At 46.2% G+C, this 23,276-nt stretch carries 19 protein-coding genes, 1 riboswitch and 1 other annotated feature; of the genes, 3 read left to right on the plus strand and 16 right to left on the minus strand.

Features of this window, described 5'->3' with window-relative positions:
• Positions 1-99 precede the first annotated feature (99 nt).
• The 5 genes from AC04Q6_RS06490 to AC04Q6_RS06510 all read right to left on the minus strand — a co-directional run bounded on the left by AC04Q6_RS06490 (position 100) and on the right by AC04Q6_RS06510 (position 5,873).
• Positions 100-2,835 (minus strand): right-handed parallel beta-helix repeat-containing protein, encoded by a 2,736-nt coding sequence (locus tag AC04Q6_RS06490; RefSeq protein WP_187306446.1) that lies wholly within the window; start codon positions 2,833-2,835, stop codon positions 100-102.
• Between the two features lie 178 nt (positions 2,836-3,013).
• A complete protein-coding gene (gene rplL, locus AC04Q6_RS06495; protein ID WP_118061746.1) occupies positions 3,014-3,388 on the minus strand; it encodes a 50S ribosomal protein L7/L12 in 375 nt (124 codons plus the stop codon).
• Between the two features lie 75 nt (positions 3,389-3,463).
• Positions 3,464-3,973, minus strand: a complete 510-nt coding sequence (gene rplJ, locus AC04Q6_RS06500; RefSeq protein WP_021975916.1) for a 50S ribosomal protein L10 — start codon at positions 3,971-3,973, stop codon at positions 3,464-3,466.
• A gap of 50 nt (positions 3,974-4,023) precedes the next feature.
• Positions 4,024-4,160, minus strand: a sequence feature (ribosomal protein L10 leader region).
• A gap of 85 nt (positions 4,161-4,245) precedes the next feature.
• Positions 4,246-4,875, minus strand: a complete 630-nt coding sequence (gene upp / locus AC04Q6_RS06505) for a uracil phosphoribosyltransferase (protein ID WP_118061893.1) — start codon at positions 4,873-4,875, stop codon at positions 4,246-4,248.
• A gap of 110 nt (positions 4,876-4,985) precedes the next feature.
• Positions 4,986-5,873, minus strand: a complete 888-nt coding sequence (locus AC04Q6_RS06510) for a Cof-type HAD-IIB family hydrolase (RefSeq protein WP_119248082.1) — start codon at positions 5,871-5,873, stop codon at positions 4,986-4,988.
• A gap of 194 nt (positions 5,874-6,067) precedes the next feature.
• Here AC04Q6_RS06510 and AC04Q6_RS06515 point away from each other — a divergent pair, with 194 nt between their 5' ends.
• Positions 6,068-7,261, plus strand: coding sequence for an FAD:protein FMN transferase (locus AC04Q6_RS06515; protein WP_119248081.1), 1,194 nt, complete (start codon positions 6,068-6,070; stop codon positions 7,259-7,261).
• A 121-nt stretch (positions 7,262-7,382) separates the two neighbouring features.
• Here AC04Q6_RS06515 and AC04Q6_RS06520 read toward each other — a convergent pair whose 3' ends face one another.
• Together AC04Q6_RS06520 and AC04Q6_RS06525 are read right to left on the minus strand one after the other, a co-directional pair.
• On the minus strand, positions 7,383-7,634 hold the full coding sequence (locus AC04Q6_RS06520; RefSeq protein WP_118061892.1) for a kinase: 252 nt from the start codon (positions 7,632-7,634) through the stop codon (positions 7,383-7,385).
• Positions 7,635-8,032: 398 nt separating this feature from the next.
• Positions 8,033-8,581, minus strand: a complete 549-nt coding sequence (locus tag AC04Q6_RS06525; RefSeq protein ID WP_118061743.1) for a histidine phosphatase family protein — start codon at positions 8,579-8,581, stop codon at positions 8,033-8,035.
• Between the two features lie 403 nt (positions 8,582-8,984).
• Between AC04Q6_RS06525 and AC04Q6_RS06530 the strand changes: the two genes are divergently transcribed.
• Complete coding sequence (locus AC04Q6_RS06530; RefSeq protein WP_118061742.1) at positions 8,985-10,358, plus strand: sodium-dependent transporter; 1,374 nt, start codon at positions 8,985-8,987, stop codon at positions 10,356-10,358.
• A gap of 121 nt (positions 10,359-10,479) precedes the next feature.
• On the opposite strand, the gene AC04Q6_RS06535 is transcribed toward AC04Q6_RS06530, so the two are convergent.
• The 4 genes from AC04Q6_RS06535 to AC04Q6_RS06550 all read right to left on the minus strand — a co-directional run bounded on the left by AC04Q6_RS06535 (position 10,480) and on the right by AC04Q6_RS06550 (position 16,495).
• Positions 10,480-10,968, minus strand: coding sequence for a hypothetical protein (locus tag AC04Q6_RS06535; protein ID WP_118061741.1), 489 nt, complete (start codon positions 10,966-10,968; stop codon positions 10,480-10,482).
• Positions 10,952-11,398 (minus strand): hypothetical protein, encoded by a 447-nt coding sequence (locus AC04Q6_RS06540; RefSeq protein WP_119248080.1) that lies wholly within the window; start codon positions 11,396-11,398, stop codon positions 10,952-10,954. The genes AC04Q6_RS06535 and AC04Q6_RS06540 overlap by 17 nt, the downstream gene beginning before the upstream one ends.
• 35 nt (positions 11,399-11,433) lie before the next feature.
• Positions 11,434-14,874 (minus strand): SNF2-related protein, encoded by a 3,441-nt coding sequence (locus tag AC04Q6_RS06545; protein WP_476389592.1) that lies wholly within the window; start codon positions 14,872-14,874, stop codon positions 11,434-11,436.
• Positions 14,875-15,064: 190 nt separating this feature from the next.
• Positions 15,065-16,495, minus strand: coding sequence for an aspartate ammonia-lyase (locus AC04Q6_RS06550; RefSeq protein WP_119248078.1), 1,431 nt, complete (start codon positions 16,493-16,495; stop codon positions 15,065-15,067).
• Positions 16,496-16,842: 347 nt separating this feature from the next.
• On the opposite strand from AC04Q6_RS06550, the gene AC04Q6_RS06555 reads away from it, so the two are divergent.
• Complete coding sequence (locus tag AC04Q6_RS06555; protein WP_118061737.1) at positions 16,843-17,289, plus strand: Lrp/AsnC family transcriptional regulator; 447 nt, start codon at positions 16,843-16,845, stop codon at positions 17,287-17,289.
• A gap of 665 nt (positions 17,290-17,954) precedes the next feature.
• Here AC04Q6_RS06555 and thiE read toward each other — a convergent pair.
• The 5 genes from thiE to arfA all read right to left on the minus strand — a co-directional run bounded on the left by thiE (position 17,955) and on the right by arfA (position 23,070).
• Positions 17,955-18,596 (minus strand): thiamine phosphate synthase, encoded by a 642-nt coding sequence (gene thiE, locus AC04Q6_RS06560; RefSeq protein WP_118070926.1) that lies wholly within the window; start codon positions 18,594-18,596, stop codon positions 17,955-17,957.
• 16 nt (positions 18,597-18,612) lie between these two features.
• Positions 18,613-19,515, minus strand: a complete 903-nt coding sequence (thiM, locus tag AC04Q6_RS06565) for a hydroxyethylthiazole kinase (protein ID WP_118061736.1) — start codon at positions 19,513-19,515, stop codon at positions 18,613-18,615.
• A complete protein-coding gene (gene thiW / locus AC04Q6_RS06570) occupies positions 19,478-20,032 on the minus strand; it encodes an energy coupling factor transporter S component ThiW (RefSeq protein WP_118061735.1) in 555 nt (184 codons plus the stop codon). The genes thiM and thiW overlap by 38 nt, the downstream gene beginning before the upstream one ends.
• Positions 20,033-20,307: 275 nt before the next feature.
• Positions 20,308-20,410: riboswitch (TPP riboswitch) on the minus strand.
• Positions 20,411-20,512: 102 nt separating this feature from the next.
• The gene (locus tag AC04Q6_RS06575; RefSeq protein ID WP_118061734.1) at positions 20,513-21,502 is read right to left on the minus strand and encodes an aldo/keto reductase; all 990 of its coding nucleotides are present in this window, start codon (positions 21,500-21,502) and stop codon (positions 20,513-20,515) included.
• Between the two features lie 62 nt (positions 21,503-21,564).
• Entirely contained in the window at positions 21,565-23,070 is a 1,506-nt protein-coding gene (gene arfA / locus AC04Q6_RS06580; protein WP_118061733.1) for an arabinosylfuranosidase ArfA, read from the minus strand.
• Between the last annotated feature and the right edge of the window lie 206 nt (positions 23,071-23,276).

Below are 23,276 nucleotides of genomic sequence, written 5' to 3' on the forward strand. Positions count from 1 at the left end.
AAAAAGCGTGTCAAGCACTTTTTTTGAATTTTTTCACATTTTTTCAAAAAAAGCTTCTGTTCCTTTTATACATACGATGTGTGGAACAGAAGCTCTTATTTATTTCACGGTATAATTCACTGATACCGCATTTCCATATCTGTCTTTGGATACGATCTTCAGTACGGTGTTCTTTTTCTGTTTTTTAATTTTAACAGTAAACTGTTTTTTTGTATTTACTCTGGCAGTTCCAAGTTTTTGGCTCTTTCCGGATATCCAGGCATAAACGGTTACCGTATATCCTCCATCTGCGGTTCCGGCTACGTCTGTGCTTTTTGTTGTTATCTTTTTACATACCGGGCGTCTGATGCTGCACAGTTTTTTGCAGTTATTGGCATATACTTCCTGGGCATCCCCGTTTTCAGTCACTGTATTATCCCTTACTTCCCAGATAGCTGTTCCATTTATGTACATACCCTTCTTGCTGTTTTTATAGATCGTGTTCCCGGCAACCTGAGAAACTTTTCCCTTTCCAAGCATAATGCCACAGTTTTTGTTGGATACGACCTGATTACCTCTGATCCAGATCCCTCCTGTTGTATATTCAATCCGGATTCCGTGATTTTTGTTGGATGATACCGTATTACTGTAGATGCCTGCCATCTTTCCATCCTTTACATGGATTCCCGAACCACCGACAGATTTTACTGTATTTTTTTCTATCCTGGAAGCAGCTGACATCCTCTGCAGATAAATCCCGTCTCCTCCCGTTAAAGAAACCACATTGGTCTGGATATAATTTTTCTGCTGTGAATTTTTACTATACGCCGCATCATAGAAATAAATTCCCGTATTTGCGGTTCCGGAAACAGTATTTTTCTTAATCGATGTTCCCCTGGAATCTTCTGCATAAATTCCAATATTGGAATATACAGAAGGCTTTTTCATTTTCATCTGATTATCAAAAACCGTTGCGGTATTTGTAAGCTTCATAATGATTCCGTTTCCGTAACCGGAAATCTGGTTGTTTTTTACGGTAACTCCCTTTACCGGATAAACTTTTCTCGGAACCACGCCACCGTTTTCTTCCATATTAAAGCCAAAAACTTTAATTCCGCTACACACCCAGCCAACACCGGCAATGCTGCTGACTCCCGAAAGGCTGATCTTGTTCCCGTATATCCTGATCTTTCGGTCTGTATTTACATCGGGATCACCTGTATAACCTTTCGTCAGATGTGTATTCTTCTTGTTTACAGATGAAACATCCACACCAACGCCAACGTTGATCATGGTATTGTTTTCCGCAACAGAATCTGTATAATTCAGAAATTCTATGCAGCGTTTCCTTATATTCCGGAATGTGTTATTTTTCACCGTGATTCGTTTGTATGTTTTTCCGGCCATCATGCTGTGAGTTCCCACACCGGCAAAAACATCTTCAAATGTATTTCCCTCAATGAGAAAATCTTCGCAGGTACTTCCATCGTAGGGCATATACTGCGGAAAAACATTTCCTTCATCTGTACAGCAGTCGATCTGAATGCACTCCTGACCGCCCTTTTCGTAATTTTTATAATAGCCACGGAATTTACAGTTTCTGATCGTTGCGTTTTTCACGCCTCCAAATTCCAGAAAATGTGATTTCAGATTATTGAGAAAAATCGCATTTTTAATGGTTACGTTGTTTGCATGGCCAATGCAGAATCCTACAAAACCGCCTGGCTCATCTTTGCCTTTTACGCACTGATAATTATAGTTCCAGGTTCCACCATCAATAACGATATTCTGATATCCTGAATAACCGCCTGCTGATTCTTTCGTATTTCCAAGTCTCAGGATCAGATGCTTGGTCGTCGAAGTTTTGGTGATCGTTGCTCCCTGTGCGTACAGATACATATTGCTGTACATACAGAGCGTCCCGGTAAGTTTATAATGTCCCGGTGGAATGATGATCTTATACGGTGTCTGACCCGTTGCCCGATTTTTCAGTTTCAGGAACAGCGTATTTAATGGTGCTGTAATATCCTGCCCTTCCCGAATCTGCAGCGTTTCCACCTGATATGTGCCTGTACCCCCTGCCAGGGCTTCCCCATCTGAAAATTCTTCTTCTGATCCGTCGGAGATGGTTTCTTCTGATGAATCAGAAGGCTTCTCTGACGGGTCTTCTTCGAGTTCATCCGGTTCCTGCGGTTCTTCTGTAAGTTCTTCCGGTTTCTCGGATAATTCTCCGGCCGATGGATTATCCGAAAGATCCTCCGAAGGCTGATTTTCTTCTCCGGTCAGATCATCTTCCGGCAAATCATTCTGCGTTGTTTTCTGATCCGGCTCTTCCGGTATTTCCGAAACAGCAGAACTTTCTTCCTGAATATCGTTATCGGAGCCGTCAGTCATATCTTCCTGTGTATCATCAGCAGCACTCTCTGCTGTCACGCTATCTCCGTCTGAAAAATCTGCCTGATCTTTTTCCTGTGTTTTCTGCCCACTCACTGTCTCATCCATTTTGTCATGGATCTGCATATCTTCTCCAGCATATTCCCCGCTTTCTTCCGAGTCTGAGCCATCTGCAGATACCTCGTCTTCTACCCATGCGGCAGCGGATGCCGGAACTACACTTCCATCATCATCCAGAACCAGCGGATCCGGTTCCTCAGCAGGCATATTCTCTTCTTCTTCAATCTCTTCCTGCTGTTCCATGGCATAATCCTGGACATGGATTTCTTCCAGCGGACTTCGTACAGCATCTGTACTTTTTGTACCTGACTCTGAAAAAATCTGCTGTGCTGATGCAGGAACCGGAATTCCTGCTATGCCAACCGTCACTGCCAGAATACAGGCTGCTATCTTTTTTTTCATGTTACCATCCTTTCCTGTACTTTTTATTATCATTCTTTTGTCGAAAAAAAGCAAGATACAGCCGATGCATCCCATTGTCAAAAAATGTCGCAGAATCTGCCTCTCACACAAAAAAGGCTGCTGTGCCACCGGTAAACCGGCAGACACAACAGCCTCTGAAACTTCAGTTCTGATTGGATTATTTAAGTGTAACCTTAGCTCCCTCAGCCTCAAGTTTAGTTTTGATGTCCTCAGACTCAGCTTTGGATGCGCCCTCTTTAACAACCTTCGGAGCACCATCAACGATAGCTTTAGCCTCTTTAAGTCCAAGACCTGTAACCTCACGAACAACTTTGATAACTTTAACTTTGTTCGGGCCTACCTCTGTAAGCTCTACGTCAAACTCATCTTTCTCCTCAGCTGCCTCGCCTGCTGCACCTGCTGCTGCTACAACAACACCTGCTGCTGCGGAAACACCGAACTCTTCCTCACAAGCTTTTACAAGGTCATTTAACTCTAATACAGATAATTCTTTGATTGCTGCAATAAATTCTTCTGTTGTTAATTTTGCCATTTTAATTTCCCTCCATTTAAAAATTTTAATTAAATATCATGCGGCCATTATGCCGCCAATTGCACGTTGCTGTAATTACTCAGCAGCTGCTGCGTCAGCTCCGCCATTCTGCTCTGCGATCTGATTAAGCACACGAGCGAAGTTGGTGATCGGAGACTGGATGCTTCCAAGCAGTTTTCCAAGAAGTTCCTCTCTTGAAGGAATTGTGGACAGTGCCTGAATTCCGGCCTGATCATTGTAGTTACCCTCAACTACACCTGCGATCAGCTCCAGTGCCGGGAACTGTTTTGCATATTTAGCAAGAATTCTTGCCGGAGCAGTTGCGTCTGTCTCGGAGATAGCGATCGCATTTGTGCCATGTAAATGCTCACTGAGGCTCTCAAATGCTGTACCCTCGAATGCACGACGCATCATGGTATTCTTGTATACCTTGTACTGAACACCAGCTTCTCTTAACTCTTTACGAAGAATTGTATCCTGCTCAACTGTAAGACCGCTGTAGTTTACAAGTACAACAGACTGTGCGTCTTTAATGCTGTTAGAGATCTCTTCTACGATTGGTTGTTTCAGTTCTACTTTTGCCATGAAATGGTACACCTCCTTATAGATTTTGTATACCGCCGTCGCAATAAGTCAATCCGTTAAAAAAAGACCTTACTGCTTCGCAATAAGGCCTTGTGTAATCTTAACTCAGAATACTTGGACCTCGGTAGGCGTTTTGATCCTTATGCCTTACGGCACCTACTGTCTTCGGCAGCGTTCTTAGGTACAATACCATAACAGTGCCGGGTGTGTCAAGTATTTTTTTGAAGTTTTTTCAGATACCACGGATTGTTCCGCAGCAAGCTGGTATCATTTTATTTCGTACCGAAGATTCTGTCACCGGCATCGCCAAGTCCCGGGCAGATGTAGGCATTCTCGTTGAGTTCTCTGTCAAGGGAGCCACAGTAGATCTGTACATCCGGATGTGCCTCGTGGAGACGTTTCAGACCTTCCGGAGCTGCAATGATGCACATGAACTTGATATTTTTTCCGCCCTGTTTTTTAACGAAGTCGATCGCAGCCTCTGCAGAACCGCCGGTTGCAAGCATTGGATCAACGATCACGGAGATACGCTCGTCAATGGACTCCGGAAGCTTGCAATAGTACTCATGTGGCTCATGTGTGACCGGATCACGGTAAAGTCCTACATGTCCCACCTTTGCAGATGGCACCAGTGTCAGGATACTGTTTACCATTCCAAGGCCTGCACGGAGTACCGGGATCACTGCCAGTTTCTTGCCTGAGATCATGGGTGTTTTGCAGGTTTCGATGGGCGTCTCGATTTCCACTTCCTCTGTAGGAAGATCACGAAGTGCCTCGTATCCCATCAGGATTCCGATTTCCTCTACCAGTTTACGGAACTCGTTTGTTCCGGTATTTTTGTCACGGAGCATTGAGATTTTGTGTTTGATCAGCGGGTGATCCATAATAAAAACATTTTCCATTTTTACCATCGTGATTTCCTCTCTTTATCTGTGTTTTTTTGTAAAGCGAACTTTCATCTTGCTACATTATAATATATATGGCGCTTTTCCAAAAGGGGAAAAACATATTTTCAGGCGCAGGAATTCTTATTTGCGATCAAAACCTGATCAATAGCATAGGCCACGCCAAACTCATTGTTACTCTTTGTGATATATTTTGCCGCCTCTTTGATCTCCGGAACTGCATTTCCCATTGCAACCGTTGCGCCGAAGTCCATGGAGATCATGGAATAATCATTCAGGCTGTCTCCAAGAACCATCACCTCATCCATGGTATATCCCAGAGATTCTATATATTCTTTCAAAACAGGACCTTTCTGCGCTTCCACTGCTGTAATTTCCTGATTATATACGAAAGAAGAGGCTACCGCAATGGCCGGATTTTCCCGCAGCTCATCGCTGAGTTTTCCCAGGAGTTCCACATCCTCCGCAAAAATGAAGATCTTGTACACCGGCGCACCGCTGCTTTCCAGGGAACGGATATCGGAAATCCCTTTTGTGTTTCCGGCGATCCTGCGGTACTGCGGGGACTCCCGGACAATTTCCTCACTGGTATTTCTGTCCATGCTGAAAAGGCGGATCTGCTGGATGATTCCATCTTCAATTTCTTTTTTTGTTCCAATGCGATAATCATATCGGTCTGTAAAAAATGCCACAGATACCGGATATTTTTTTGCCGTATTATAAACTTCCTCACACAGATCAATAGAAATGGGCGTACTCTTTACAACCTCCTGCTGGGGATTCCGTACCTCCGCCCCACTGCTCACCACATAATCGCAGGTCAGATCTGTTCCCTTCAGTTCCTCCATGGCACCTGGAAAATTCCGGCCGGTAGCGACCATAAAACGGATTCCCGCATCACAGGCACGCTTTACTGCAGCAAGTGTTTCCGGCGCAATCCCGTGGTCATCACCAAGAAGTGTACCATCCATATCGCTGGCAATTACTTTTATCATGAAAATCTCCTTTTTATCTGTAAAAATTCTGGTCAGTTATTTGGGTCCATATCGAATATGTTTTTTTCGGAGAAATTATATCTTATATTATTGCAAAATACAATGATTTTTGCGGATGGCGTAAGCCTTTCTGGTTTTAAGAATGCATGGTATAATAAAGCAACTATACTACCACTTATTCAGGAGAATGTATTATGTCAACTATATATCTTTATTTAAAAAAGCATCTCTTTCAACGGCGTTTCTTCTATTTAATACTATGCACAGCTCTCGTCTGTCCCATGCTCCTTCTCACAGGCTGCCAGAATGCCACTGGCTCCGACACTGCTACAGGAAAGAAGCCAATCAGCATCAACAGTATCAAATTAAATACAGCCGTGCAGATCACCATCTATGATTCCCAGGATAAATCTCTCCTGGATGATTGCCTTGCGCTGTGCGATAAATATGAGCTGATCTTCAGCCGGACTAATGAGAAGAGTGAACTTTATAAATTAAATCACAGAATATCGGACTCCAATGGCTCTGACACTGACCGTTCTTCTGTATCCTCCGATTCCAGCTTAAAAGATAAGCCTTCAGAAAACCAAAACACTGAAGCTCAGCACACTCCTTATCAGGTCAATAACACCACAGACACCTGGCACATATCCGAAGATCTTGCCGCATTATTATCGAAAGGACTTGCTGTCACCCGGGAATCCAACGGCGCTTTTGACATTGCCATTGCCCCTTTAACCTCTCTCTGGGATTTCACGGCAGAAGATCCGAAAGTGCCGGATGATTCAGATATCCAGAACGCTCTTCCTCTGTGCAGCTCCGATGGCATTACCATTGACGGTCAGGATATCTCTCTTCCCTCTGATGGCATTCAGTTCGATGTAGGTGCCATCGCCAAGGGTTATATTGCAGACCGCCTGAAAGATTTTCTGGTAAAAAAAGGCGTAGACAGTGCCATCATCAACCTTGGAGGCAATGTCCTCTGCATCGGCTCAAAGCCTGACGGCACACCTTTCAAAGTAGGCATCCAGAAGCCCTTTGCAGACCGCAATGAAACCGAAGCCGTTATGGATATCACCGGAAAATCCGTTGTATCTTCCGGAATTTACGAACGGTGTTTTAAACAGGACGGAAAATTATACCATCACATCCTGAACCCCAAAACCGGCTACCCCTACGACAATGGCCTGATCTCTGTGACGATCATCTCTGACCAGTCTGTAGACGGAGATGCCTTAAGCACCACCTGTTTCGCCCTTGGCCTGGATGAGGGACTGAAATTTGCGGAGAAAAAAGGTGTGCAGGCTGTTTTTATCACTGAGGATTATGAACTGCATTATACGAACGGATTTCAGGATGAGATCAAGGTCACTGATGTGGAATCATAAACAAAAAACAGCTGTACTGAATATAACCGGCTCCCACATACGCATGATTTCTGCTATGCAGCCTTCGGTTATATTCAGCCACAGCTGTTTTATTTTACAATATTAATAATTATGGTAATGTTCAGTTATTGATCATATCCGGCCAGGAAAGGATCTCTGCGGAAATCTTCTCTTCATAATCTCCGTCAATGTCCTCACTTCTTCCAGCCGCATAAATATTGGTCTCGGCGCCCCAGCCATTGTCCTCGTATTCCCATACATGGAATTTCAGTCCACGGAACATGAAATCCAGACTTCCGCAGCCGTCCTCCTCTGTGTATTCAAATTTGATATTTTTCTTATTCAGGGCATCCTGCACTTTCTCTAACCGCATGATCCACGATCCTTTCCGGAAAAATCCTCCGCGTATTTTCTGGCGGATATGCTGGTCCGCCTGTCTGTGTTTCAGTATACCACGAAGAGGGGTTTTCCACAAGGAAAGTACGGTCGGGCTCATGGACATTCGCAATCCGCTTCGCTTCTTGCTCATGAATAAATAAGTTGCTTTTCGCAACTTATCGGGCTCATGGACATTCGCAATCCGCTTCGCTTCTTGCTCATGAATAAATAAGTTGCTTTTCGCAACTTATCGGGCTCATGGACATTCGCAATCCGCTTCGCTTCTTGCTCATGAATAAATAAGTTGCTTTTCGCAACTTATCGGGCTCATGGACATTCGCAATCCGCTTCGCTTCTTGCTCATGAATAAATAAGTTGCTTTTCGCAACTTATTTATTCAAACTGGTATCTTCGAAGTTCGCAGTTTTTTATTCCAAATGATGCAAATTCCTCATTTGTCATATCACGAAAATAAGATTCTATGGCTCTGGAAATTCCGTTATGGGCTACCAGGAGATAGGTTTTTCCACTGGGGTCGTTCTTTATGTCGTCGAGAAGATTGTAGATCCTCTGGCAAAGCTGCAGCATGGATTCGCCGCCTTCATATCTGCAGACAAAATTCTCCTTATCTTTACGGAAGACATCACCGTTTCTTGGTGTGGATTCATATTTTCCAAAGTTCTGTTCCTTCAGTCTTGGCTCCATTCTTGCGGGAATGCCGGTCATCTGGGAAATGTGTTTCGCGGTATCTGCCGCGCGCATCAGGGGAGAATAAAGGATCTCATCGATTCCCAGGTCTTCCTGCGCGATCTTGCTTCCCAGATCGATCGCCTGCTGGTGTCCCAGATCTGTCAGCGCAATGTCTGTGGCTCCGCAGATCTTATTTTCTACATTCCAGATGGTCTGCCCGTGTCTTGTAAAATAGAAATATCTGTTGCTCATAATAATCCTCCCCTGCTCTCATCCTAAAAAAATACATCTGCGCCCGAAGCCTGTATCACTGTATTATCTGCCTGCTGTCATTTTACAGATACACACCTGGGCCGTTTTTCTATGTTCCGCTAAAGCGCAACGGTTCAACGTTTTATTTTATCACAGTATTCTTTTAATAATACCTCACTTTTCAGGCAAAATGCAAGTTCTTTTTATTGTGCAACATTCCGAAATATGCTAAAATAAACTTCGTGACTTTAGCATATTACTGAGAAAAAACCAAGCGACAGATGCGGGAGGAGAAAATCGGTATCCCGACTGCCACGAAACAGGATTTTACCGGCAGATCCGGTATGTCAGACTCCTTGAAATTACCGACTGCAAATCTATACATATTTACATGAGGTGAATTATGAAAGAGAGAGAAAAACTGGGATCCCGTCTGGGATTCATTCTGATTTCCGCGGGCTGCGCCATCGGAATCGGAAATGTCTGGAAGTTCCCTTACATGGCCGGACAGGGCGGCGGCGGTGCATTCGTACTGTTTTACCTGATCTTCCTGGCTATCCTTGGACTTCCTGTTATGACTATGGAGTTTTCGGTTGGACGTGCCAGCCAGAAAAGCCCTGTCAAAGCTTACTACGCTCTGGAGAAACCGGGCCAGAAATGGCATATCCACGGATATATCACTCTGATCGGATGCTATCTTCTGATGATGTTCTACACAACCGTTACCGGCTGGATGCTGAATTATTTTTATATGACAGCTACCGGTAAATTCCAGGGACTTGATTCTGACGGTGTTGCAGGACAGTTTACAGACATGCTTGGCCAGCCTGTTACTATGGGATTCTGGATGATCGTTGTTGTTATCGCAGGTGTTTTTGTCTGCTCCCGCGGTCTTCAGAATGGCCTTGAGAAAGTTACCAAGATCATGATGATCTCCCTTCTGGTGATCATGGTTGTCCTGGCAATCAACAGCTTTACCATGGACGGTGCAAAAGAAGGTCTGAAATTCTACCTGATCCCGGATTTTGCACGTATGAAAGAGATCGGTATCATTTCCACCATCACTGGTGCCATGAATCAGGCATTCTTTACACTTAGCCTTGGTATCGGCGCCATGGCTATCTTTGGAAGCTACATTGGAAAAGATCACGCACTCCTTGGAGAATCCGTAAACATTGCGATCCTGGATACATTTGTTGCGATCACATCCGGACTTATTATTTTCCCGGCATGTTTCACATTCAATGTTGACCAGACTTCCGGACCGAGCCTGATCTTCATTACACTGCCAAATATTTTCAACCACATTCCGCTTGGAAGACTCTGGGGAAGCCTTTTCTTCATCTTTATGTCATTTGCGGCATTCTCCACCATCCTGGCTGTATTTGAAAATATTATTTCCTGTGGTATGGAGCTTACCGGCTGGAGCCGAAAAAAATCCAGTCTTGTGAATGCCATCGCTATCATCCTTCTTTCCCTGCCATGCGTTCTCGGTTACAACGTATGGAGCTGGAGCGGATTCGAGGTATTCGGCGGTGCAGTTCTCGACTTTGAGGATTTCCTGGTAAGTAACCTTCTGCTTCCACTTGGTTCTCTTGTGTACCTGCTTTTCTGCGTTTCCAAACGTGGATGGGGCTGGAAAAACTTCACAGAAGAAGCCAACACCGGAAAAGGCCTGAAGATCCAGAAATGGATGCGCGTATACATCACTTATATCCTTCCGCTGATCATTCTGTTTATCTTCTTCTTTGGTCTGTACGATAAGTTTTTTGCATAAAAGATTCCCCCGTACAAATGCATGATGTAAAATATTTATATTCTGCATTTGTATGGGGGATTTTTATATGTAAAACTGATATTCTCATTTCTGTTTCTACGCATCTGAACCCGGAGAATGTTTACTTATGCTCATCATAATCGGACAATATCGCTTTTTTCTGAGCATAATCAATGGTAAGCGTATACTCCATTCCCGGTTCCAGGATTTCGATCTCTCCCAGGTTTGAATCATGTCCCTCTATCATCATGGAAATTACCCGAAAAACTCCCGGAAGCAACCCAATATCCGGCTCACCCACATCCATGGAACCTTCAACCACATTATCATTCCGCAGAAATATAATCATATCCTGTTGGTACTGTTCCGCATTTTTATAAATCATGTGAAGAGTTACGCGGTATTTAGAACGCTCCTCTTCATCCATATCGTCACCGGGCTCCGTAACATATTTCTCATAATAGTCTGCCCGGTCATTAATATCTGTCGTTTCCGAATCCAATTTTTCAGGATCCAGTTTTTTAATTTTCTGATCGTCCTGACCTGGCATATTACATCCGCTGATAAATACTATACAGCATAAAAGCAAAACACTAATTCTTTTTTTCATGGGATTTCCTCCTGCGCTCTTCCACTCTTTTGTAAAATGATTCCGCTTCCTCCAGATAACTTCCTACTTCGTTCTTTTCTATCTGCTTCAGCTTCTTTTTGCAGGTTCGTATGCCGGAACCATTTTTGATCAGAAGCTGAGTCTCGGCTACAAGTACCGGGCAGAAAATCATTATGCTGTACGCAGCCTTCCCAACTATCTCGCGGTCCGCTCCCATGATCTGCGCCAGAGTCGGCGGCCCAAACATTAATATGATCGTTATGACTGTCATGATCCATAATCTTCTGCGTTTATATTGAAAAAAAATCTCATGAGCTTCATAAATATCTATCATTTTTCTCCTGGCCTCACTTTCTGTAGCCGGAAATTCCTGAAACATGTCATCGTATTTTTCATGCCACTCTTTTTGTTTTTCCTTCCAGTTTGTCATCTTTTCTCCCTCCCATTATTATTCCATTATTCTTCTTACCTTCCAAGCAGCTCCAGCACTTCCTCACGGCTTATCAGAGCCTGGCCGATTCCCTCTCCGCTTAAGATCTCGTCAGCGAGTTCGCGCTTCTTTTCCTGTAGGGCACGGATGCGCTCTTCTATGGTATCTTTCATGAAGAGGCGGTAGACACTGACCACGTTCTGCTGGCCGATGCGGTGGGCGCGGTCTGTGGCCTGATTCTGCACTGCCAGATTCCACCATGGATCGTAATGGATCACGATATCCGCCGCTGTGAGATTCAAACCTGTTCCTCCTGCTTTCAGTGAAATACAGAAAACAGAGGTATCGTCCTCATTAAATGCCTGTACCATCCGCGCCCGTTTTTCTTTGGAAGTGGCTCCTGTCAGCATGTAAAAGGAAATTCCGGCCCTGGAAAGACGGGTGGCCAGCACATCCAGCATGGTAGTAAACTGGGAAAACAGCAGGATCTTATGTCCGCCATTCACTGCATTTCGCACCAGTTCCATGCACATCTCAAGTTTGGAAGAATTCCCCTCATACCCTTCATACACAAGCCCCGGATAACAGCAGATCTGCCGAAGCCTTGTGATCTCTGCAAGGATCTGCAGTTTTGAAGTACGAAATTCCGCATCGGACTGCATTCCAAGCATCAGGCGGAGCCGTTCCGTATGGGCCTCATACAGCTCTTTCTGCTCACTTTCCAACGGGGAAAACATATCTTTTTCCAGCTTATCCGGAAGGTCATTCAGCACATCCTTCTTCAGTCTCCGCAGCACAAAAGGCCGGATCATCTTCTGCAGACGTTCCATGGCATTGGAACTGCTGTACTGCACAGCCGGAAGTTCGATCTCCTTGCGGAATTTCTCATAAGAATACAAAAATCCAGGCATCAGGAAATCAAAAATACTCCACAGCTCACTGAGCCGGTTCTCCACCGGTGTACCAGTTAACGCCAGTCGGAATTCTGACCGGATCTCCTTCACAGCCTTTGCCACCTGGGTTCCATGATTTTTGATATACTGTGCCTCGTCAATGATCTGCACCGCAAAATCCAGTTTCTGATAGGTTTTCAGATCCCGTTTCAGAAGGTCATAGGAAGTGATCAGAACTTCCCGTTCTCCCGCATTTTTTATCAGTGCTTTTCTCTGCCGCACATCCCCTGTCACAACAGTAGCCGGAAGCCCCGGAGCAAAACGTTCGATCTCGCTCATCCAGTTAAACACCAGAGATGCAGGAGTTACCACAAGCGCACGCCGGTTTTCCCCAGGCGCAGATTCCAGGAATTCCGACCAGAGAAATGTGATCACCTGAAGCGTTTTTCCAAGTCCCATGTCGTCTGCAAGAATTCCACCAAACCGATTATGTTTCAGAGTTTTGATCCAGCAAAATCCCTCTTTCTGATAACCACGGAGAATTTTTTCCTGCTCTGGAGGAACCTGAAATTTGTGATCTTCCATTGTCTCCATGTTTCGGATCAGTGCACGGAACCCCCTGTCTTTCTCCACCCTGATCAGATCGCCGCCTTTCAGCTGGCTGTCCAGATACATGGCACGGTAAGCAGGTACCTGGGTCCTGCCTTTTTTCAGTTCACTGTCACTGATCTGCAGGCTGTCTTTTAAAGCAGAAAGCTCCCGGAGCTGGCCATGGGAAACATCCAGAAAGCTGCCATCTTTCAGACGGAAATATTTTTTCCTGCGGTCGTATCTGGAGAGGATGTCAAAAAGCTGTGTCTGATCCATGCCCTCCACATCCATATCCAGATTCAAAAGCCCGGCTGACAGAGAAACACCAAGACGGATGTTTGGCAGTTTTGTTACCCTCATCTGTTTGATGGACTGGGAAATATAGACGGTTGCGATTTTCTGCATGGCGGGGATGCCTTCGGTAAGAAGCTGATAGAGTTTTTCTTCGGAATCAGTCGCACTTTCCCGTCCCTGAATATGCAGTACTGAATTAATATCTGCGCTGTTCATATCCACAGGTACCTCTTCTACAAACGGCTTCTCCGTCTTCCCGGCCCGGCAGTCCAGGGCCAGCTCCAGCCGCTGTGCGTCATACCCGTTAAAATACCTCGACAGCAGTGCAAACACCCTCATCTCTCCTAGAATATCCCTGGTGCGGGCGGACACATTCCTGTCAAAAACCGAAAATTTGTCTTCCCCGTAAATTGAAAATGCCTTACAGGTGATCCAGTCCCGTTCCGGTGCATCCAGATAAATCTCATAGAAAGCATTATAACATGCAAGATCCGTTCCTTCCGGAAAATCCCTGAGATCGCAATGAAAAAAATTTTCCAGGGAAGGAAGCATCTCACGCACGAAAGCAGGCACATCCGGTTCGTCAATAAAGGCCCTGCCTGCCGGAAGCCGCTCCAGACAGGTGACAAACTCCTCCACAGCACCCAGCTCCTTTCTGGACACCAGATATACCTTTGTTCCATCAAAATACATATGATAGCGAACGCCTGTCACACTGTATACAGGCACAAGTTCCAGCGATAAGCCCTGTTCTTTTCTTCGGATCACCAGAGTTCGCTCCGGAACTGCTTTTACTGTCTGCCAGGTGATCTCCGGATCCTGATTCATCTGCATCTTAAAGCTGCCATCTCCCAGCGAGAGAAAAAGCTCCTCCAGCTCTTTTCCATTCAGGGAAAGATCGCGCACCTTCACTTTATCATTCATATGCAGATGGCTTTCATAGCGGCTCATATAAGTACCGTAATGGTCCTCCACCCAGTTCCGGATAAAAGAAAGTACGCCTTTATATCCTTCTGCAAAAGCCTCCTCTGAATGGATAAATTCGAGATTTTTTCCATAAGAAATTTTCTCATTATGATCCAGGTTCCACACAAAGGCCAGTACGTCTTTCAGGATATACTTTTTCTCACAGCCGACACGGAATTCCACGGAAAAACAATTTCCAGCCGAATTAAACTTCAGACAGGTTTCCAGCTCTATACGGCCAAAATACGGATCTCCGGAAAAAGGCAGCATCCGGCTGTACATCTGTCGGTTAAGAAGATTTTTCAGTTCCACAGTTGTCTTAGTAGCCGGAGCGCCTGCACCTGATGCAGCTGCCAGTAATGCAGGATTCCCTGTATTTTTGGCCGCCTTTTTTGCCTGATCCTGCTGCCGCCGGGCTTCCACTCGCTCATAGGCTTTTCGGTCCCCATATTCCAGAAGTACTGCCACACAGTGTTTACAGATCCCGGAATAGCTTCGAAAAGCCGGACAGTCACAGTACACTTCTTTTACCCGATCAGCCTCTGTATCATACTGAAAACCTGTATTGTATACATTACGGCCACTGCCCTTTACTGTTGCGGATACCTTATCCACAGCTCCTTTCGGCTTAATATCCAGCGACTGGATCCTTTTTCCGGTACGGTAGATATCAAGGCCTCTCTGATATGCCGTTGTATTGCAAAGTGCCCGAATGGCAGTTCGTTTAAGCATGTGTTTTCCCTTCTTTTCTTATCACGTTTCTTCCATTATAAAAGGAGACCTGCACTGTGGCAAGTCTCCTGTTTTTCTTATATTAAAGCGATCAGACTATCCCTCTACCGGCTCCTGATCATGCTCATTTCACTGCTTCTCACAGCCCTGCTGATCAAAGTGCTCTCACCAGAAATATCTTTCTGCCTTCTCAGCAGGCTTTCTTTCTCGCTTCATCCTCTTTCCGCTCTTCTCCAACCTCTGTCATCAGATACGGATCAAGAACCTGGTTCAGTTCTTCCTCACTCATCAGACCCTGGTCAAGAACAAGCTCTCGCACAGATTTTCCTGTCTTCACTGCTGTTTTGGCAATGGTTGCAGATGCTTTGTAGCCAATGTGCGGACAAAGTGCTGTTGCAATTCCTACGCTGCTTTCCATAAGATCCTTGCAGTGTTTGCGGTTTGCGGTGATTCCTGTGATACAGTTTACGATCAGTGTATCCACTGCTTTTTCCAGAGTCGTAATGGACTCAAACAGGTTACAGAATACAACCGGCTCAAAAGCATTCAGCTCCAGCTGTCCTGCTTCTGCTGCCATGGTAATGGTGGTGTCGTGTCCCACGATGTGGAATGCAACCTGGCTTACCACCTCCGGAATGACCGGATTTACCTTACCAGGCATAATGGATGAACCATTCTGTTTAGCCGGAAGATTGATCTCACCAAAACCGGTTTTCGGACCGGAAGACATCAGACGAAGGTCGTTGCACATCTTGGAAAGATCCACCGCACAGGTTTTTATCACACCGGATACTGCTACGAAACCGTCCAGGTTTTCTGTTGCGTCAAAAAGATCTTCTGCCTGTCTTAACGGATAGCCTGTAAGCTTTTCCAGGTTCGGCACGATCTTATAAAAATAAGAATCAGAAACATTGATGGCAGTTCCTACTGCAGTTCCACCAAGGTTTACTGTATACATTTCCTTATGGGCTTTTTCGATACGTTTCCGGTCTCTGGCAACCATAGATGCATAACCGTGGAACACCTGGCCGAGACGGATGGGAACTGCATCCTGAAGCTGTGTACGTCCCATTGTGATCACATCATCGAATTCTTCTGCTTTCTTTGCAAGTTCTCTCTCAAGCCTTCCCAATGCTTTTTCCAGTGGAGCCAGAAGATCCAGGACCGTGAGCTTACCGGCTGTAGGGATCACATCATTGGTGGACTGTGCCATGTTTACGTGATCATTTGGATGAACCATTTTGTAACTTCCCTTCGGACATCCAAGAAGCTCTCCTGCTCTGTTTGCGATCACTTCATTCATATTCATATTTGCACTGGTACCTGCACCACCCTGAATGGCATCTACGATAAATTCCTCTGCCCATTTGCCGGCGATCACTTCATCGCAGGCCCTGATAATGGCATCTGCCTTATCTTTGGGAAGAAGTCCTGCGTTATTATTTGTGATTGCTGCTGCTTTTTTTACCTGTGCCAGGTTTTTGATAAATACCGGATGAAGCTTTGTTCCTGTGATCGGAAAATTCTGTTTTGCCCTTAATGCCTGTACTCCGTAATATGCCTCTGCCGGTACTTCCATAGTTCCGATTGAATCTGCTTCCAGTCTTGTTTCTGTTGTCATTTCATCATCCCTCTTCTTTCTTTCATTCCTGTGCACGTTATCATTGTCTGAATAAAAATATCTTTTTTCTGTTTCGTTTAATCAGCAGCTGTTTTCCTGATGCCTAAGAAACTAACACTTTCTTTTACGCTTGTAAATACTTTTAAGGGAAAACCATGATTATCCGTGTTTTCCCGTATCTATGCTTAATTTTTTAAAGAATTCATTGTATTTCTCTTATTTTTATAAAGTCGTTTCTTGTGTTGTGATAATATGTGCAGTATACTCAATATAGAGATGCACCTGTTCCACAGGGAAACCGGAACAGACACACAAATTTCCGAATACCACAGAAAGGAGTCCTGCACATGGACCACAAGCTTGACAACATCGACCGGAAGATCATCGAAATGCTGCAAAAAAACGCCCGCACCCCGGTAAAGGAGATCGCAAAGGAAGTTTTCCTCTCTTCCCCCGCCGTCTCCGCCAGAATCGAGCATCTTGAAAAAACCGGGCTGATCACAGGCTATCACGCCCAGGTCAACCCGGTCTTTCTTGGTTATCATATAAAAGCCTTCATCAATCTTGAAGTAGAGCCCTACCAGAAAAAAGACTTCTACCCATTCATTCAGGCAATTCCCAACGTCATCGAATGCAACTGCGTCACCGGAGATTACTCCATGCTCATCGAAGTCGCCTTCCGCTCAACTATGGAGCTGGACCACTTCATCAACGAACTGCAGCAATTCGGCCGCACAAAAACGCTGATCGTATTCTCCACCAGTGTAGAACACAGAGACCTGCCGGTGGAGTAAAACCTCATCGGCAGATCTTTTCGCTTTTCAAAGCTGAGAAAATGCGAGGGGGAAAGCACTCAAAGTTGCGAAGCCCGTTTTTCCCCCTCGCGCTCCCCCTTTCCGGGCACGCAAATTGTTGCAGGTTGTGGAGATGTGTTCAGGTACTGGCGGGGCGATGGATGCTGCGGTATTGGATATGAAACACTGTGCCGATTTATTCTTATTTTCCACAACTTTTCCAGTCAATCACTTACTCCCGCCAGACCACAAGGAAACTCAGCCTTTCCACCCAGCTGTCCAGCGAAGCACTGATAGCTCATCCAACCCCCGAGGCCCCACTCAACCTCACCCTAATCCAACCTTCCAAGCAACCACCCTCACCTACCGCCCTAATCCAACCTCCCAAGCAGCCACACTCACCTACCGCTCTAATCCTATCTCCCGAGCAGCCACACTCACCTACCGCCCTGAAAAGCCAGCCCGTGAGGCGTGTGCTGCCTGTCGACGGACTCTGCAGGAGGGGAGCAGATTCCCGGCAGCCTAGAAGCCAGCCCCCGACGAAGCCCCGGCGACAGGCAGCACACGCCTCACGGGCGTACTTCTCACGCTCCCCACCTTCCCCACAAAAAAAGAACAGCGACGGACCTCAAATCCACCACTGTTCTCCAAACATCATCCAATTTCTATTTCCCCATCAGCGCAACAATCTTCTCTTTCAATTCCCGCGCATTCTTCTGCGGATCCTCCGCCTTCATGATCGCAGACACCACAGCCATACCACTCATGCCTGCGCCCTCCAGCACATCCATATTTCCAGCATTCAATCCCCCGATCGCAACCGCCGGGATCGGAACCGCCTCACAAATATCCTTCAAAGTAGAAACCTTAGTAAGAATCGTCACAACCTTCGTAGTAGTAGGATAAATCGCCCCCACACCAAGATAATCCGCGCCATCCTCATAAGCCTTCATGGCAGCCTCCACCGTCTTGGCAGTAGCCCCCACGATCTTATCCGGCCCCATCAGCTTCCTGGCCACAGCAACCGGAATATCCGAAGATCCCACATGCACACCAGCCGCATCACAGGCCAGCGCCACATCCACACGATCATCAATGATCAGTGGCACATTGTAACGATCTGTGATCTCCTTCACCTTAAACGCCTTATCCAGATACTCCCGGCCACCCTTGTTCTTCTCACGAAGCTGAACCAGAGTCACACCACCCTTACAGGCCTCTTCCACCGTATGAAGCAGAGACTCCTCTGTATGATACGTACTGTCCGTCACCAGATACAGCGTTACATCCAAATCTTTTCTATCCATCTCAAAATCCTCTTCTTTAATACATTTCAATCTTCAGCGTTTCCAGCAGCTGCCTGTCAGAAATCCCATAAATCTCATCCAGCAGATTCGCCTGAAAGCTTCCCGGCCCGCGGGAAATTTTTTCAGCCTGCTCACCGGCAATACCCATCAGTGCGGTGCCAAGAACTGCAGCGTCCAGATAATTCCCGGATCTCACATTTAATCCCATCTCACCGCCAGACCAGACACCTGCCTCTGTACGATCCGTCATCTCTTTCGCAATATGATCTTCACACCCCGGCAAAAACGCCGCAGTCAGCGCCCCAACCATACAGCCGGTCCCGGTAATCCCGGACAACGCTGCCGTACCATTTTCAATCAGAACAACCTGTTCACCATCCGTAACAAAATCCTGCTTCCCGGTAGCCAGTACCACCGCCTGATTATTTCTGGAAAAAGCTTTCAGCACATCACTGACCGCATCAATATTTTCTGAAGTCAGCGCATCCTGTGCTCCCGCATCAATTCCGATGGCATGGGACGGAAGCCCGGAAACAGCCAGAAGCTCCGACATATTTCCCTTCAGAACCGCCGGATGGCCAATACTTAAAAGCTCCCTCGCCAGATCCAGCCGCAGGTCACTGCATGCAACCCCCACAAGATCCAGCAGAACCGGAATCTTATTTTCCACAGCTCTTCTCATGGAACACTTCATAGATTTGATCCTGGCATCGGTAATGTTTCCAAGATTCAGCATCAAAGCACCGGAAGAAGCTGTAATCTCCTCAACTTCCGCCGGATGCTCCGCCATGATCGGCCTTGCACCCACTGCAAGGATCACATTTGCACAGTCGTGGATTGAAATCGGATTGGTGATGCAGTGGATCAGCGGCTTCTCCTCTTTAATTTGCTTTCGCAGTTGTAAAAGTCTTTGTCTCATATGTTTTTGAACCCAAAGCTGCCTGGAATTTCACCAGAAGGCCTGCTTTGCTCAGTGCCTTCAGGAAAATATAGGCAACACATCCTCCCATCGTGGTTGCTGCAAGGAACATCGGCGTATAATAAAACGCTGTCAGTCCGCCTCTTCCCATCAGGAATGCCATCACCGGATAAGAAACCATAGAGCCGATGATACCTGTTCCAAAGATCTCACCGATCACCGCACAGATGATCTTACCTTTGGAAAGTCTGTAGAACACACCTGAAAGGAATGCGCCAAACACTGCACCGGTCAGTGCAAGTGGCGGGATTCCCATGAACATCATACGGATCACGCCGATCATTGTTGCACAGAGAAGGGAATACCACGGTCCCATCAGAACCGAACATACGATATTCACCAGATGCGCCGTCGGGCACATTCCCTCAATCCTCAGGATCGGTGAAATTACGACACCGATCGCAACCATCATTGCCAGCATTACCATACGAAGCGTGTGCATCCTCTGTTTTTCCATTGTGTTTTCCTCCCTGAAATACAAAGCAGATCACAAGCAGCGGATCCCGGGCAAAAAATTTTCCGGCTGCTGCAGTCTGCCTTTAGATTTTGGCGGTCGAAGTTCCCTTACTTCCTCTCACTCCGAAAACACGGATTCCCATCGCTTACATGATCCTTCCGGAAAAATCTCCGGAACATCACCCTCCTGCCAGACATTAAGGCGCTCCCCTTCCTGCCCGCTCTTTCGCAGAAGCTCACAAAAAGAGCGCATCCCCCGGCAAACGCCACGGAGACACGCTCTCATATCACAATCCCTCCGTTGGCATTACCCAAATCAGGTACGGTCGAAGATCTATCTTCCTCTCAGCCTGTCACACAAGCTCCCGCTGGCTCTTTTCTTTTCTGTTCCTCAATATAGCACACCCTTATTCCATTGTCAACGAATCATGAAACATCAACTATGTACCGGATGTTTTTGTCAAACCAATATTCAGGAATCTTACTTTGAGATCTCATCGATCAGACGCAGCTCTTCCTCTGTAAACGGTGCACAGTGGATCGCTTTCACATTATCCAGAATCTGCTGTGGCTTGGAAGCGCCGATGAGCACACCGGTGACTTCCTCATGATTGAGCAGCCAGCCAAGTGCCATATCTGCAAGTTTCTCACCTCGCTGTACTGCCAGATCGTTCAGTCTTCGGATCTGGTCCAGACGTTCTGGTGTCAGTGCGCTTTCTTTCAGGAATCTTCCGTCTTTGCGGATACGGCTGTCCTCCGGGATTCCGTTCAGGTAGCGGTCTGTCAGCTGTCCCTGTGCAAGAGGGCTGAAGGTGATGAGGCCTTTTTTCAGGATGCCGGTGGTTCTCTTCAGGCCGTTCTCTTCCACAGTTCTGTCAAAAATGGAATACCGGTTCTGATTAATCACAAACGGGCATTTCAGATCTTTCAGGATCGCTGCTGCCTGGCTTAAAGTTTTTCCATCGTAATTGGAAAGTCCTACATAGAGGGCCTTACCCTGCTGAACCGCTGTTGCAAGCGCGCCCATAGTCTCCTCCAGAGGAGTCTCAGGGTCCATTCTGTGATGGTAAAAAATATCCACATATTCCAGTCCCATGCGTTTCAGGCTCTGGTCAAGGCTCGCCAGAAGATATTTACGGCTGCCCCAGTTTCCGTAAGGGCCCTCCCACATATCATAGCCGGCCTTGGTTGTGATGATCAGTTCATCACGATACGGCATCAGTTCTTCTTTCAGGATCTTGCCGAAATTCCTCTCTGCACTTCCGTAGGCAGGTCCGTAATTATTGGCAAGGTCAAACTGTGTGATGCCATTGTCAAAAGCTGTAAAACACAGCTGTTTCATATTTTCATAATCAGAAGTATCTCCGAAATTATGCCATAATCCAAGAGATACCTTCGGAAGCATCAGGCCGCTTTCTCCGCAGCGGTTATACTCCATGGTCTCATAACGTTCTTTTGCAGGTGTGTACATAAAAAGCCCTCCCATAATGCCACATAATTTACATTTTCTGTAACCAATTCCCTCACTTACACCTATTTCGCAAGACGGATCATATTCCAGCTGTGTTTTGCAAACACTGCCTCCAGCTTTCCGCCTTCCAGTTTCGAGCACTCTGCGCCGGCTTTTACAGGAACTACATTCTCCGGCTGTGCCTCTGTATTCACCGCCTGAAGGTCATCATTGTTCAGCACGATATGCTCTACGATCTTATATCCCTCAAACTGCCTTAAATCACAGGAAACTTCCATGTCCTCATCCAGGCTCTTGTTCACTGCAAAAATAGTCAGAGCATCTTTTTCCTCATCCCAGACACACACGGAATCCAGATACGGCGCTTCACCATAGGTTCTGCTCTCGTATACCGGTGTGAGAACCTGCGTATTGAGGACGGTTCCTCTTCCAAACACACTGGTCAGCATATATGGATAAAAGATAGTCTGGCGCCATGCACCGGTGTCGGAAGTCATAATCGGCGCGATAACATTGACCAACTGTGCCATGCAGGCGATCTTTACACGGTCTGCGTGACGGAGAAGTGTGATCAGCATACTTCCCACAAGAAGTGCATCCTCAAAGTTGTAAACATCCTCCAGCTGATGAGGTGCCTGCACCCATTTCTCCAGTTTTTTGTCCTGCTCGTTGCTGTGGTACCATACGTTCCACTCGTCAAAGGAAAGGTTGATCTGTTTTTTGCCATGTTTCTTTGCTTTTACAGCATCACAGATGGAAACCACACCGGAGATAAAATCATCCATGCCTTTGGAGCATGCAAGGAAATCCGCAGTGTCACCCGCCTGATTTCCATAGTACTGATGCAGAGAAAGATAATCCACCTGATCGTAAGCCTCGTCAAGAACCGTATACTCCCAGGAACCAAAAGTCGGCATCTCCAGATTGGAGCTTCCGCAAGCAACTGTCTCAACCTCCGGGTCCATAAATTTCATCAGGCGGGCTGTCTCTGCCGCAACTCTTCCGTACTCTGCCGCAGTCTTATGTCCCATCTGCCACGGGCCATCCATCTCGTTTCCGAGACACCATAATTTGATATCGTGAGGCTGTTCATAACCATGAGATTTACGGAGATCACTGTAATAAGTACCACCCTTGAAGTTACAGTATTCCAGAAGATTCTTCGCATCTTCCGGGCCTCTTGTTCCCAGGTTTACTGCCATCATCACATCGCTGCCTGCTTTTCTGGACCAGTCCACAAATTCATTCAGACCAAACTGGTTTGTCTCGATCACACCCCAGGCAAGCTCCGGTCTGGACGGACGCTGATCTTTTGGTCCGACACTGTCTTCCCAGCGGAATCCGGATACAAAATTTCCGCCCGGATAACGGACGATGGGTACCTGAAGTTCTCTTACCAGTTCCAGAGTATCCTTACGGAATCCCTGCTCGTCAGAAATAGGACTGCCTTCCTGATAAATGCCCTCATAAACCGCACGTCCAAGATGTTCAATAAAGGAGCCGAAGATCCTTTTGTCTGTTTTTCCGGTGAGGAAATATTTGTCCACGATGATCTGTGCTTTTTTCATTGTAAAAACCCTCCTATGATAGAATTTTGTTATAGTCATTCACTCTTCCGGCATTTTTCACCTGACAGTATCCACCCCAAAGATACCTATCCACAGCAGAACAGACCTTCTCATTCTTCTGTACATTCAGAAAACTGCCGCTCTGTCTATCATTTTATCATTCCTTCCGGCTTATGTCATTGCCTTTCTCAGGAAACGCCCGGATT

The organism is Blautia sp. HA9023 (genome assembly GCF_056504095.1).

Coding starts and splice junctions, on each gene's coding strand:
- AC04Q6_RS06490 (WP_187306446.1), bottom strand. CDS start 2,835: ATGAAAAAAAAGATAGCAGCCTGTATTCTGGCAGTGACGGTTGGCATA.
- rplL (WP_118061746.1), bottom strand. CDS start 3,388: ATGGCAAAATTAACAACAGAAGAATTTATTGCAGCAATCAAAGAATTA.
- rplJ (WP_021975916.1), bottom strand. CDS start 3,973: ATGGCAAAAGTAGAACTGAAACAACCAATCGTAGAAGAGATCTCTAAC.
- upp (WP_118061893.1), bottom strand. CDS start 4,875: ATGGAAAATGTTTTTATTATGGATCACCCGCTGATCAAACACAAAATC.
- AC04Q6_RS06510 (WP_119248082.1), bottom strand. CDS start 5,873: ATGATAAAAGTAATTGCCAGCGATATGGATGGTACACTTCTTGGTGAT.
- AC04Q6_RS06515 (WP_119248081.1), top strand. CDS start 6,068: ATGTCAACTATATATCTTTATTTAAAAAAGCATCTCTTTCAACGGCGT.
- AC04Q6_RS06520 (WP_118061892.1), bottom strand. CDS start 7,634: ATGCGGTTAGAGAAAGTGCAGGATGCCCTGAATAAGAAAAATATCAAA.
- AC04Q6_RS06525 (WP_118061743.1), bottom strand. CDS start 8,581: ATGAGCAACAGATATTTCTATTTTACAAGACACGGGCAGACCATCTGG.
- AC04Q6_RS06530 (WP_118061742.1), top strand. CDS start 8,985: ATGAAAGAGAGAGAAAAACTGGGATCCCGTCTGGGATTCATTCTGATT.
- AC04Q6_RS06535 (WP_118061741.1), bottom strand. CDS start 10,968: ATGAAAAAAAGAATTAGTGTTTTGCTTTTATGCTGTATAGTATTTATC.
- AC04Q6_RS06540 (WP_119248080.1), bottom strand. CDS start 11,398: ATGACAAACTGGAAGGAAAAACAAAAAGAGTGGCATGAAAAATACGAT.
- AC04Q6_RS06545 (WP_476389592.1), bottom strand. CDS start 14,874: ATGCTTAAACGAACTGCCATTCGGGCACTTTGCAATACAACGGCATAT.
- AC04Q6_RS06550 (WP_119248078.1), bottom strand. CDS start 16,495: ATGACAACAGAAACAAGACTGGAAGCAGATTCAATCGGAACTATGGAA.
- AC04Q6_RS06555 (WP_118061737.1), top strand. CDS start 16,843: ATGGACCACAAGCTTGACAACATCGACCGGAAGATCATCGAAATGCTG.
- thiE (WP_118070926.1), bottom strand. CDS start 18,596: ATGGATAGAAAAGATTTGGATGTAACGCTGTATCTGGTGACGGACAGT.
- thiM (WP_118061736.1), bottom strand. CDS start 19,515: ATGAGACAAAGACTTTTACAACTGCGAAAGCAAATTAAAGAGGAGAAG.
- thiW (WP_118061735.1), bottom strand. CDS start 20,032: ATGGAAAAACAGAGGATGCACACGCTTCGTATGGTAATGCTGGCAATG.
- AC04Q6_RS06575 (WP_118061734.1), bottom strand. CDS start 21,502: ATGTACACACCTGCAAAAGAACGTTATGAGACCATGGAGTATAACCGC.
- arfA (WP_118061733.1), bottom strand. CDS start 23,070: ATGAAAAAAGCACAGATCATCGTGGACAAATATTTCCTCACCGGAAAA.